We start from the raw sequence: 12,082 nt of genomic DNA on the forward strand, positions 1-12,082 counted from the left end.
AAACAGGGGGTTCCGGGTGCGAGTGGGACTGCTGACCCGGGAGTACCCCCCGGACGTGTACGGCGGAGCGGGCGTCCACGTGGAGTTCCTGGCCCGCGAGTTGCGCCCCCTGGTCGACCTGGACGTGCACTGCTGGGGCGAGCTCACCGCGCGCGAGAAGGCCGAGGGCGTGCTGCGCCACCGCCCGTGGTCCGCGCTCGACGGCGCCAACGACGCCCTGCGCACCTTCTCCGTGGACCTCTCGATGGCCGCCGCCCTGGAGGGCCGCGACCTGGTGCACTCCCACACCTGGTACGCCAACCTAGGCGGCCACCTGGCCAAGATGCTGCACGGCATCCCGCACGTGATGACCGCCCATTCGCTGGAGCCGCTGCGCCCCTGGAAGGCCGAGCAGCTCGGCGGCGGCTACACGCTCTCCAGCTGGGCCGAGCGCACCGCCGTCGAGTCCGCGGACGCGGTGGTCGCCGTTTCCGGCGCGATGCGCGCCGACATCCTCGACTGCTACCCCGCCCTGGACCCGGCCCGCGTCCACGTCGTGCACAACGGCATCGACACCGCCCTGTACCGGCCCGACCACGGCACCGACGCGCTCGCCCGGATCGGCGTCGACCCGAACCGGCCGTACGTGCTGTTCGTCGGGCGCATCACCCGCCAGAAGGGCGTGCCCCGCCTGCTGCGGGCCGCCCGGCACCTCGACCCGGCCACGCAGGTCGTGCTGTGCGCCGGCGCACCCGACACGCCCGAGATCGACCGCGAGTTCCGCGAGCTGTTCGAGGAGCTGAGCCGGACCCGCGACGGCGTCCACTGGATCCCCCGGATGCTGCCGCGCCCCGAGGTGATCCAGCTGCTCACCCACGCGACGGTCTTCGTGTGCCCCTCGGTGTACGAGCCCCTCGGCATCGTGAACCTGGAGGCGATGGCCTGCGGCACCCCCGTGGTGGCCTCCCGGGTCGGCGGCATCCCCGAGGTCGTCGAGGACGGCCGCACGGGACTGCTCGTCGACCTCGACGACACGGGGGAGGCCTTCGAGACGGCCCTCGCCCGGGCGCTGGACGAGGTGACCGGCGACCCGGAGCGCGCCCGGCGGATGGGCGAGGCGGGCCGCGAGCGGGCCGTGGACGAGTTCGGCTGGGACGCCGTGGCACGGCGCACCGTCGGGCTGTACGAGGAGGTCCTGAAGGCGTCGTAGGCGCCCTCGGACCACCGGTCTGCGTTTCGCAGGCTTAGTTCGCCCCGCCCGGGGCAACCATGCATCAACCAGGGTGAGGAGAGCGGGCCATGCGTCGTGGTGGACCTTCCGTGCTGGGCATCGTCCTGGCGGGCGGCGAGGGCAAGCGGCTGATGCCGCTGACGGCGGACCGGGCGAAGCCGGCGGTCACGTTCGGCGGCACGTACCGCCTCGTGGACTTCGTGCTGTCCAACCTCGTCAACGCCGACATCCTGCGCATCTGCGTCCTCACGCAGTACAAGTCGCACTCGCTGGACCGGCACATCACCACCACGTGGCGCATGTCGAGCCTGCTCGGCAACTACGTCACCCCGGTCCCCGCCCAGCAGCGCCTCGGCCCGCGCTGGTACCTGGGCAGCGCCGACGCGATCCTGCAGTCGCTGAACCTGATCTACGACGAGCAGCCCGAGTACGTCGCGGTGTTCGGCGCCGACCACGTGTACCGCATGGACCCGCGCCAGATGCTCACCCAGCACATCGACAGCGGCGCCGGCGTCACGGTGGCCGGCATCCGGGTGCCGCGCACGGAGTCGTCGTCGTTCGGGGTGATCAAGCCCGGCTCGGACGGCCAGACGGTGGAGAGCTTCCTGGAGAAGCCCGCCGACCCGCCCGGCCTGCCCGACGACCCGCAGTGCGTCTTCGCCTCGATGGGCAACTACATCTTCACCACCAAGGCCCTCATCGAGGCCCTCCAGCGCGACGCCGAGGACGAGGAGTCCGTGCACGACATGGGCGGCTCGATCCTGCCCCAGCTGACCGCGCGCGGAGAGGCCCACCTGTACGACTTCAGCCAGAACCACGTGCCCGGCGAGACCAGCCGCGACCAGGGCTACTGGCGGGACGTGGGCACGCTCGACGCCTACTACGAGTCGCACATGGACCTGATCGCCGAGCGCCCCACGTTCAACCTGTACAACCGCTCCTGGCCGATCTACACCCACTCCGGCCAGCTCTCCCCGGCCCGCTTCAACGCCGGCGGCATGGCCAGCGAGTCGATCATCAGCGCGGGGTGCCTGATCCGCGGGCAGGTCACCCGGTCGGTGCTGTCCCCGGGCGTGGTGGTGGACCCGGGCGCGGTGGTGCAGGGGTCGGTGCTGCACGACAACGTCCACATCGGGCGCGGCGCGGTGGTGCGCGGGGCGGTCCTGGACAAGAACGTGCAGGTGCCGCCGGGTGCGACCATCGGGGTGAACCCGGAGCGCGACGCCGAGCTGTACACCGTGTCCAAGGAAGGCGTCATCGCCCTCGGGAAGGGTCAGATCGTGTCGTAACGGGCGCCGCCACGGCGCGATGGCGGATGCTGGGGGTCGACTTCCCCCGGCTCAACCCGCTGTCGACGCGAGGCACCCCTTGACTGCTGATGATCTGCTCGCACCCCTGGACCTGGCGTTCTGGAGCATCGAGTCGCCCGAGCACCCCATGCACCTCGGTGCGCTCGGGGTGTTCGAGGCCCACTCGCCGGCCGCCGGCGCCCACGCCGCCGACCTGCTCGCCGCGCGTGCGGCCGGGGTGCCGGGACTGCGCATGCGGATCCGGGACGTGTGGCGGCCCTTCGACCGTGACCGCCCCCTCGACCTGCGCCGCCCGCTGGCCTTCGGCGGCGCGGCCCGCGAGCCCGACCCCGACTTCGACCCGCTGCGCCACGTCCGGCTGCACGCCCCGGCCGCCGACTTCCAGGCCCAGGCGGGCCGCCTCATGGAACGTCCGCTGCAGCGCGGCCGGCCGCCGTGGGAGGCGCACGTGCTGCCGGGCCGGGACGGGGAGTCCTTCGCGGTGCTGTTCAAGTTCCACCACGCCCTCGGCGACGGGCTGCGCGCGCTGACCCTGGCCGCCGCGATCCTGGACCCCATGGACCTGCCCGCGTCCCGTCCACGCCCCGAGGAGCCGCGCCGCGGCCTGCTGCCGGACGTGCGCCGGCTGCCCGACCTGGTGCGCGGCACCCTGTCCGACGTGGGCCGCGCCCTCGACATCGGCGCGTCCGTGGCCGTGTCCACCCTCGGCACCCGCTCCAGCGGGGCGCTCACCGCCGGACCCACCGGCACCCGCCGCACCGCCGGGGTGGTCATCGACCTCGACGACGTGCACCGCGTCCGCAAGACCGTCGGCGGCACCGTCAACGACGTCCTGATCGCCGTCGTCGCGGGCGCGCTGCGCCGCTGGCTCGACGAGCGCGGCGACGGCAGCGAGGGCGTCGCCCCGCGCGCCCTCGTCCCCGTGTCCCGGCGCCGCCCGCGCACCGCCCACCCGCAGGGCAACCGGCTCTCCGGCTACCTGATGCGGCTCCCGGTGCACGACCCCGACCCGCTGCGCCGCCTGGCCGCGGTCCGCTCGGCCATGGACCGCAACAAGGACGCCGGCCCCCACCGGGGCGCGGGCGCCGTCGCCCTGCTCGCCGACCACGTCCCCGCCCTCGGGCACCGCATCGGCGGGCCCCTGGTGAGCCAGGCCGCCCGGCTCTGGTTCGACATCCTGGTCACCAGCGTGCCCCTGCCGAGCCTCGGCCTGAAGCTCGGCGGCAACCCGGTCACCGCAGTCTTCCCCTACGCCCCGCTCGCCCGCGGCCAGTCCCTGGCGGTCGCGGTCTCCACCTACCGCGGCCACGTCCACTACGGGCTCGTCGCGGACGCGGCGGCCGTACCGGACCTCGACCGGCTGGCCCACGCGCTCACCGCGGAGGTGGCCGCGCTGATCGAGGCCTGCCGGGCATGATCGTCGCCGGTTCGGAGGCGGAGCCGCCGCTGAAGTAAAATTCCGCCTTCGGAGGCGGGCGCGGTCGGAGCGCTGCGCGGGTGATCAGGGAAGCGGCAGCGCGATGACGGTGACAGAAGACGGCCTGGCGGCGGCGGACGGGGCGTTCCCGGCGTCCCCCGAAGCGGAGTCGCGCGTCCCGCAGGCGCGGGGCCCGCAGGAGGCGGCGGCCGACGCCCCCGAGGCGTACGGCCCGGGCATCGACCCCGAGCGGCTCGCCGTGTGCCTCGGCGTGCTGGAGGAGCTGGACACGATCGAGGTCGACCACCCCGACGCGATCCGGGTCCGCCGGGCCACCTCGCACATCTACCGCTCGGTCAAGCAGCGCCGCCGCCAGGAGCGCCGGGCCGCCAAGACCGCCCACGACCGCGCGGTCACCGAGGCCACCGCGACCGGCTCCGCCGAGCGCATCGACGACGAGACGGAGGGCATCCTGCCGTCCTCCAAGGTCGAGACCGGCCGGATCGCGGGCATACTCCAGCGCCCGCGCTCCTGCTACACCTGCAAGCAGCGCTACGTCGAGGTCGACTACTTCTACCACCAGCTCTGCCAGGACTGCGCCGCGCTGAACCGCGCCAAGCGCGACGCCCGCGCCGACCTCACCGGCAAGCGGGCCCTGCTCACCGGCGGTCGCGCCAAGATCGGCATGTACATCGCCCTGCGGCTGCTGCGCGACGGCGCCCACACCACGGTCACCACGCGGTTCCCGAAGGACGCCATCCGCCGCTTCAAGGCGATGGAGGACTCGGGGGAGTGGCTGCACCGCCTGGAGGTCGTCGGCCTGGACCTGCGCGACCCGGCCCAGGCCGTGGCGCTCGCCGAGCAGGTCTCCGCGGCGGGACCGCTCGACATCCTGATCAACAACGCGACGCAGACCGTCCGCCGCCTGCCGTCCGCCTACGCGGCCCTGGTCGAGGGCGAGGGCGCCCCGCTGCCCGCCGGTGAACTCCCCGCCCACCACGTCATCGGCGCCTTCAACTCCGGCGCCGTCGACGGCATCACCGCCCTGCCCGTCGGCGTGAGCGGCCTGGACGCGCAGCGGGTCGCCGACCTCGCGCTCGTCGCGGGCAACGCCAGCGTCGCCCGCCACCTGGACGGCACCGCCATCGACGCCGGCGGCCTCGTCCCGGACGTCGTCGACACCAACACCTGGGTACAGACCATCGACCAGATCTCCCCGGTCGAGCTCCTCGAGACCCAGCTGTGCAACTACACCTCCCCGTTCATCCTGATCAGCGCGCTGCGCCCGGCGATGGCGGACGCCGCGAAGAAGGCGGCGAGCGGACGGGCGTACGTCGTCAACGTCTCCGCGATGGAGGGTGTCTTCAACCGCGGCTACAAGGGCGCCGGGCACCCGAACACCAACGCGGCCAAGGCGGCCATGAACATGGTCACCCGGACCAGCGCGCAGGAGATGTTCGACGCCGACGGCATCCTCATGACGTCCGTGGACACCGGCTGGATCACCGACGAGCGCCCGCACTACGACAAGCTGCGCCTCGCCGAGGCCGGTTTCCACGCCCCGCTCGACCTGGTGGACGGCGCGGCCCGGGTGTACGACCCGATCGTGCGCGGCGAGGCCGGCGACGACGTGTACGGCGTCTTCCTCAAGGACTACGCGCCCGGCAAGTGGTGACCCCCGGGCGCCCCCGCCCCTCGGCCCCCGGCCCGCACCCGCGTGCCGGGGCGCCCGGCGTCGTCTGACGCCGACCCGGTCAGTCGACGGCGCCCAGGCGGGCGTTGCGCTCGGCGACGAGCTCCAGCACCGTCCGCCAGTCCTCCAGCACCCCCGCGTCGAAGCCGGCGGCCCGGGCCTCCTCGTCGGCGTCGCGCAGGCTCAGCAGGTCCTCGTCGTCCTGGCCGGACCACGGGTGGGCCGCCAGCAGCCGGGCCACGCGGGGGCCGAGCAGGGGCCGTACGGCGTCGGCGGTGAGGCCGGCGCGGCCGGTGGTCCCGGAGGGGCACAGCAGGTGACCGACGGGCCGGACCAGGCCCGTCAGCTGGAGTTCCTTGTCCGCGGGGCGACTTCGGCGCAGCAGCGCCGCCGTGCGCAGGGCGTGGTCGTGCAGGTCCGTCCCGGGGCCGTCGCCCGGCCGGTCCGCCACGCCCCGGCACGCGGACAGCAGGTCCATCAGCTCCTCGACACTGCGCAGCTCCATGCGCCAGTCCTCCCGCGGGGCAGCCGTTGCGGTCCCCCAGCAGATCATCGTCAGCTTGCGCCCGGACCAACGCCACCTGAACTGCGCCGCCGACTCGCCGCCCCGTACGACCCCGTAGGCCGTTCGAGTGATGCCGAACAGGTGAATACGCTCCGGAAACGGCACACTTCACCCATGGGGACATCCGGGTGACTTGCCATGGTTACCCCAAATTTTCAATGCTATCGAGCGGCCCTCTGCTCATTTGGTTAACCTGGAGCGGACGGACAGCAGCAACGGGTCCCACCCGCACCCATCGTCCGTCATGGGACACGCCGGTTCACATCGGTTCGATCTCCCTGGAGTTGCCGGCGCCACCGCGACCGAACTGCCTTCACGCAAGTCCCGAGGGTGCGTCAGTCGCCGGACCGTCCAGAGGCCGGCACGCCCCCAGGGTGACCCGACACATAAGGAGTGCGCGGTGACACCGGAGACGATGAATCGCGAAGAACGCCCCAAGGAACGCACGGAGCGCGCCCGCCGGAGGCCCGGAGACATCGGGAGCCTCGACGTGTGGGCCCGCTCCGCCCCGATCCGTCTCGCGGGCTACGAGGAAGACCTCGCCGAGCCCCACATCCTGCCCAGCGTCGACTGACGTCCTGCCGGTGGCACGAGCCGTGGCCGACGACCGGCCGCGGCTCCCGCCGTGCCGGGCGCCCGCTGCCGGGACGGCCGCCGCCGGGCGGTGAAGTCGCCCCGGTGGCGGCGTCGTTCGGGACGCGGGGACCTCAGCGCAGGGGCGCCGTACGGCGCCACGGCCGGAGTTCCTCCAGTTGCTCCGCCAGCCGCAGCAGCCGCGCCTCCGAGCCCGGGCGGCCCACCAACTGCACCGCCGTCGGCGCACCGGACGGCAGCGCGTCGAAGGGGACCGCCATCGCGGGCCAGCCGGTCAGGTTCCACGGCGGGGTGAGCGGCGAATACGCCGTGTTCACCAGCACGTTGGGCAGCCAGCCCCGCTCGTGCCACGGCACCGAGCGCGGGGAGCGGCGGGCCAGCGCCGGGGTGAGCAGCACGTCGTACTCGGTGAAGAACGGCTCCAGCCGCTGCCGCAGCCGCTCGCGCGCCGTGCCCTCCCGGGCCGCCCCGACGAACCGGCGCCCCACCGCCGCGTGCACCCGGGTGCGCCGGGCCAGCAGCCGGGGGTCCAGCCCCCGCGCGTCCACGGCCGTGCCCGCCGTCCAGTGCCCGAGTGCCGTGACGCCCAGCGACAGCGGATACGGCGGCTCCGCCCGTGCCACCCGGTGCCCGGCCCGTTCCAGCAGCCCCGCCGCCTCCCGCGCCGCCGACGCGAACGGCGCGCTGATCACGACTCCGGCCAGCGGACTGCGCAGCGACAGCGCGACGCGCAGCACACCGGGGTCCTCGGGGCGGGGGACCTCCGCGTCCGCGAGCACCGACAGCATCAGCCGCGCGTCCGCCACCGTCGTCGCCAGCGGACCGTTCTCCGACATGCCGAACCAGTCGCCCTCGCCGATCCCGGCCGGCACCACACCGTGGCCCGGCTTGATCGTGACCAGACCGCAGTTGGCCGCCGGGATGCGCAGCGAGCCCATGCCGTCGTTGCCGAGCGCGAGCGGCACGAACCCGGCGGCGACCGCGGCCGCGCTGCCGCCGGAGGAGCCGCCCGCCGTGCGGGAGGTGTCCCAGGGGTTGCGGGCGGTGCCGTGCACGCCCTCCGTGGTCCCGAACACGCACAGCTCGGGCACGTTCGTCAGGCCCACGACCACCGCGCCCGCGGCACGCAGCCGCGCCACCGTCACATGGTCCACGGCGGCCGGCGCGTCCGGGGTCGCGGACGAGCCGACGCGCATGCTCTCGCCGCGCACCGCGAGGTTGTCCTTCACCGCCACCGGCACGCCCGCGAGCGGCAGCTCCGCCAGGTCCGCGCGGGACGCCACCTCGTCGGCCTCGGTCAGGGCCGCCTCGGCGCGCACCGTGCGGAACGCCCCGATCCGGCCGTCCAGCCGCTCGAGCCGGGCGAGGTGATCGGCGACGACCTCCCGCGGCGTCACCCGCTTCTCGCGGACGGCGGCGGCGATCTCGACGGCGGTACGGCCGGTCCAGCTGGTCACGGGGGCTCCTCGGGTGCGTGCCGGTCGTGCTGGTGAGGACGTAGGGAGAACTGTGCACCGGCCGGACCGCCACGTCGAGGGGGTCTGATAAGTATGCGGAGGACGACCCCCGCTCCCCGCTCGGCGAAAGGACCCCCGTGTCCCCGACCCCCACCCGCACGACGAGGACCCTCGGCAGGAGCGGCGTCCCGGTCAGCGCGCTGGCCTTCGGCGCCGCGGCGATCGGCAACCTCTACACCCCGCTCGCCGAGGAGCAGGCCCACGAGGCGGTGTCCGCCGCCTGGCAGCGGGGCATCCGCTACTTCGACACCGCGCCGCACTACGGGCTCGGCCTGTCCGAACGGCGCCTGGGCGCGGCCCTGCGCGCGCACCCGCGCGCCGACTACACGGTCTCCACCAAGGTCGGCCGCCGGCTGGAGCCCTCCGACGCGGGCGGCGACGACCTGGCCCACGGCTTCGCCGTCCCCGCGACCTCCCGCCGGGTGTGGGACTTCAGCGCCGACGGCGTCCGCCGCACCCTGGAGGCGAGCCTGGAGCGCCTGGGCCTCGACCGGGTCGACGTGGTCTACCTCCACGACCCCGACGACCACGCCGAGGAGGCCTTCCGCGAGGGCTACCCGGCGCTGGAGCGCCTGCGCGCGGAGGGGGTCGTGGGCGCGATCGGCGCCGGGATGAACCAGGCGGAGATGCTGACCCGGTTCGTGCGCGACACGGACGTCGACGTGGTGCTGTGCGCGGGCCGTTACACCCTGCTGGACCAGCGGGCGGGCGCCGAGCTGCTGCCCGAGGCGGCGCGGCGGGGCGTCTCGGTCGTCATCGGCGGCCCGTTCAACTCCGGTCTGCTCGCGGACCCGAGGCCCACAGCGACGTACGACTACGCGACGGCACCGCCGGAGTTGCTGGACCGCGCCCTGCACATCAAGGAGGCGGCCGAGCGGCACGGCGTCGGCCTGCGCGCCGCCGCCCTGCGGTTCTGCTCCGCCCACCCGGCCGTCGCCGCGGTCCTGGTGGGCACCCGCTCGGCGGCCGAAGTCATCGACTGCGCCGAGCAGTTCGCCACGACGGTCCCGGACGCGTTCTGGCAGGAGCTGCGCGAGGCGGGCCTGCTGCCGTCCGGGACGGCGTGACGGCCGCACCCGAAGGGCTACGGCTCCCGTACGGGCGCGGTCAGCCGCGTGGGCGGCAGGTATTCGCGCACGTAGGTGCGCTCCCAGCACGCGCCCGTCTCCCGCAGCTCCCGCCAGGTCGTGTACCGGTAGCGGAAGAGACGGGCACGGACGTGGCGCGGCGGCCGGTCGGGCGGGAAGGGCGAGCGGCGCAACAGCCGCAGCGTGTCGGGGTCGTTCTCCAGCAGTCGTTCCACCAGCGCCCCGAACCACGTCCCGGCGTAGCCGGGGGAGAGGGCGGCGAACCACATCATCCAGTCCAGGCGCAGGTGGTAGGGCGCGAACTGGCGCGGCCAGCGCCGCGGGTCGCCCGGCTTGCCGCGGAACTCGTAGGCCCGCCAGTCCCCGTCCTCGCGGGGCACCTCGTCGAGCGTGCCCTCGACGACGATCTCGTGGCGCACCCGGTTGACGCTGCCGAACGCGCCGTAGGTGTTGACCAGGTGCAGCGGGTCGAAGGAGCGGTTCATCACCTGCCGACGGGAGAGCATGTTGACCACCGGGTGGTAGCTGAGGAACAGCAGCAGCGCGGCCACCGCCAGCACGACCACCTCGTACCAGAGCGGGGCGTCCGGCACGGACGGGGCGTCGTGGGGGAGCCGCAGGGCGGGCACGGCGAGCACGATCGTGATCCAGTTCAGCCAGGCGAAGTTGCCGCTGAGCACCAGCCACAGCTGGGTGAGGACCATCAGGGTCGCGGCGGCCGTCGCCACCGGCTGGGGCGCGAACAGCAGGAAGGGCACCACGAGTTGGGTGACGTGGTTGGCGGCCACCTCCACCTTGTGCAGCGGTCCGGGCAGGTGGTGGAAGAACCAGCTCAGCGGGCCCGGCATCGGCTGGGTCTCGTGGTGGTGGTGCAGGCACGTCAGGTTCCGCCAGCAGGCGTCCCCGCGCATCTTGATCAGGCCCGCGCCGAACTCCACCCGGAACAGCAGCCAGCGCAGCAGGAAGAGCACCACGACCGGCGGCGCCACCTCGTCGTTGCCCAGGAAGACCGCGAGGAACCCGGTCTCCAGCAGGAGCGACTCCCAGCCGAAGCCGTACCAGGTCTGCCCGACGTTCACGATCGACAGGTACAGCGCCCACGGCACCAGCCACAGCGCCATCGCCGCCCCCAGCGGCAGGTACCCGTCGACCCCCGCGAGCAGCGCCGCCGACACCGCGCACCCCGTCCAGGCGCAGGCCGCGAAGAGCCGGTCGGAGTAGCGCCAGTGGAACAGGCTCGGCGCCCGCCGGAACGGCACCCGCGCGACGAACCGCGGGACCGGCAGCATGCCCCGCTCGCCCAGCAGCGCGCGGAACTGCAGGGCGGCCGCCAGGAAGGCGACCAGGTAGACCCCGGCGAGGGCCCGCTGGAAGACCAGCCGGCTCAGCCAGTAGCCGGGTGCGGTGAACCAGTCCACGGGGGCCTCGCTCCTCTCCTGACGCCTGCGCCCGTCACCGGGCGTGTTCCATGACTGCGCTTGCGCAACCACGGCCATCACAGCAGACAATGATCCCGAACCGGTCGAAAGGTGTGGTCCGCGCCGTGGCGGGGCCCGGGACGGGCAGGAGAGCGACGTGCGGCCACCCCGTGGAGTATTCGCCCTCGCCTGCGCCCTCGCGGGCACGCTCCTCCTCACCGGCTGCGGCCGCGGCACCCCCTCCGGGCCGGAACACGTCGTCCTCCAGCCCGTCGCGGCCCAGGGCCCCGACCCCTTCACCCGCTCCACGGTCACGGTCCCGTCCGCGCCCCCGGCACCCGCCACCACGACGGGCGACCGGCCGCGCTCGGTGTCCGGCGGCACGCCCGGCCTGTACGGCGGCGTGCAGGGCGTCGCCGGCTGCGACGTCGAACGCCTGATCGCCCTGCTCACCGCCGACCGCGCCAAGGCCGCCGCCTTCGCCCGCGCCGAGGGCGTCGCCGCGGCCGCCGTCCCCGGCCACGTGCGCGCCCTCACCCCGGTCGTGCTGCGCGCCGACACCCGTGTCACCGACCACGGCTACCGCGACGGCCGCGCCACCGCCCGCCAGGCCGTGCTCCAGGCGGGCACCGCCGTCCTCGTCGACGACCGCGGCGTGCCCCGGCTGCGCTGCGCCTGCGGCAACCCGCTGCGCCCGCCCACGGCCACGCCCGGGGCGCCGAGCCCGCGCACCCTGCCGTGGCCGGGCTACCGGGCCGGGCGGGTGGTCGTCGTGACCCCCGCGCCCCGCGCGCTCACCCGCCTCACGCTCGTCGACGTCGTCACCCGCGCCTGGATCGAGCGCAGCTCCGGCCCGGACACCACCCGCGACCGCGCCGTGCCGGCGCCGGCCTGGGCGGTGGCCTCCCCGGCACCCGACCCGCGGGCCGGCGCAGTGCCCCCGCCGATGCGCGAGCCGCTGAGCCCGGCCGCCCCGGTCCGACGCCCCCAGGAGCAGCCGGTTCCGGCCGTCCCCGACCTGTCCGAGACCGCGCCGGACCCGGCCGGTGACCTCCGGTCGGACCTCGTCGACGACCTCGGCCCGGTGACGGTGCCCGAGGTCCCCGACGTCCCCGACGGAGGCGGCCTCATCCCGGACGACCTCCCCTACGGACTCCCGTACGGCCTCGCGGACACCTCCCTGGACGGGAGCCCCGGCGGCACGCCCGGCGGCAGCGACCCGGCGGACCCGTTCGCCGGCGCCCTGTCCGGCTGAGCACGGTGCCCGCCC

10 protein-coding genes are annotated in these 12,082 nt (G+C 74.5%); 7 read left to right on the forward strand and 3 right to left on the reverse strand.

The features are described 5' to 3' along the window. The first annotated feature begins 16 nt into the window (after positions 1-16). From glgA to E4U91_RS31510, 4 genes are all read left to right on the forward strand, one after another. The gene (gene glgA / locus E4U91_RS31490) at positions 17-1,189 is read left to right on the forward strand and encodes a glycogen synthase (protein WP_137309954.1); all 1,173 of its coding nucleotides are present in this window, start codon (positions 17-19) and stop codon (positions 1,187-1,189) included. A gap of 89 nt (positions 1,190-1,278) precedes the next feature. After that, a complete protein-coding gene (gene glgC, locus E4U91_RS31495) occupies positions 1,279-2,499 on the forward strand; it encodes a glucose-1-phosphate adenylyltransferase (RefSeq protein ID WP_137309955.1) in 1,221 nt (406 codons plus the stop codon). A gap of 79 nt (positions 2,500-2,578) precedes the next feature. Further along, positions 2,579-3,937: a wax ester/triacylglycerol synthase family O-acyltransferase gene (locus E4U91_RS31500; protein ID WP_241678749.1), complete on the forward strand. Its 1,359-nt coding sequence runs from the start codon at positions 2,579-2,581 to the stop codon at positions 3,935-3,937. Positions 3,938-4,040: 103 nt separating this feature from the next. Further along, a complete protein-coding gene (locus tag E4U91_RS31510) occupies positions 4,041-5,612 on the forward strand; it encodes an SDR family NAD(P)-dependent oxidoreductase (RefSeq protein ID WP_241678750.1) in 1,572 nt (523 codons plus the stop codon). Between the two features lie 79 nt (positions 5,613-5,691). Here the strand turns inward: E4U91_RS31510 and E4U91_RS31515 are convergent, their stop codons facing one another. Next, positions 5,692-6,135, reverse strand: coding sequence for a hypothetical protein (locus E4U91_RS31515; RefSeq protein WP_137309957.1), 444 nt, complete (start codon positions 6,133-6,135; stop codon positions 5,692-5,694). A gap of 460 nt (positions 6,136-6,595) precedes the next feature. Between E4U91_RS31515 and E4U91_RS31520 the strand changes: the two genes are divergently transcribed. Further along, positions 6,596-6,769 (forward strand): hypothetical protein, encoded by a 174-nt coding sequence (locus E4U91_RS31520; protein ID WP_137309958.1) that lies wholly within the window; start codon positions 6,596-6,598, stop codon positions 6,767-6,769. A gap of 133 nt (positions 6,770-6,902) precedes the next feature. Here the strand turns inward: E4U91_RS31520 and E4U91_RS31525 are convergent, their stop codons facing one another. Beyond that, the gene (locus E4U91_RS31525) at positions 6,903-8,246 is read right to left on the reverse strand and encodes an amidase (RefSeq protein WP_137309959.1); all 1,344 of its coding nucleotides are present in this window, start codon (positions 8,244-8,246) and stop codon (positions 6,903-6,905) included. Positions 8,247-8,383: 137 nt separating this feature from the next. On the opposite strand from E4U91_RS31525, the gene E4U91_RS31530 reads away from it, so the two are divergent. Next, positions 8,384-9,373, forward strand: a complete 990-nt coding sequence (locus E4U91_RS31530) for an aldo/keto reductase (RefSeq protein WP_137309960.1) — start codon at positions 8,384-8,386, stop codon at positions 9,371-9,373. Positions 9,374-9,390: 17 nt separating this feature from the next. Here E4U91_RS31530 and E4U91_RS31535 read toward each other — a convergent pair whose 3' ends face one another. Further along, entirely contained in the window at positions 9,391-10,812 is a 1,422-nt protein-coding gene (locus tag E4U91_RS31535) for a lipase maturation factor family protein (protein ID WP_137309961.1), read from the reverse strand. 157 nt (positions 10,813-10,969) lie between these two features. Between E4U91_RS31535 and E4U91_RS31540 the strand changes: the two genes are divergently transcribed. Next, a complete protein-coding gene (locus tag E4U91_RS31540) occupies positions 10,970-12,067 on the forward strand; it encodes a DUF6777 domain-containing protein (protein WP_174867884.1) in 1,098 nt (365 codons plus the stop codon). Positions 12,068-12,082: the final 15 nt, after the last annotated feature.

Source organism: Streptomyces lasalocidi (assembly GCF_005280215.1).
GTDB lineage: Bacteria > Actinomycetota > Actinomycetes > Streptomycetales > Streptomycetaceae > Streptomyces > Streptomyces longwoodensis.

Excerpts from the sequence above, each read along its gene's own strand:
- glgC (WP_137309955.1), top strand. The coding sequence starts at position 1,279 with ATGCGTCGTGGTGGACCTTCCGTGCTGGGCATCGTCCTGGCGGGCGGC.
- E4U91_RS31510 (WP_241678750.1), top strand. The coding sequence starts at position 4,041 with ATGACGGTGACAGAAGACGGCCTGGCGGCGGCGGACGGGGCGTTCCCG.
- E4U91_RS31515 (WP_137309957.1), bottom strand. The coding sequence starts at position 6,135 with ATGGAGCTGCGCAGTGTCGAGGAGCTGATGGACCTGCTGTCCGCGTGC.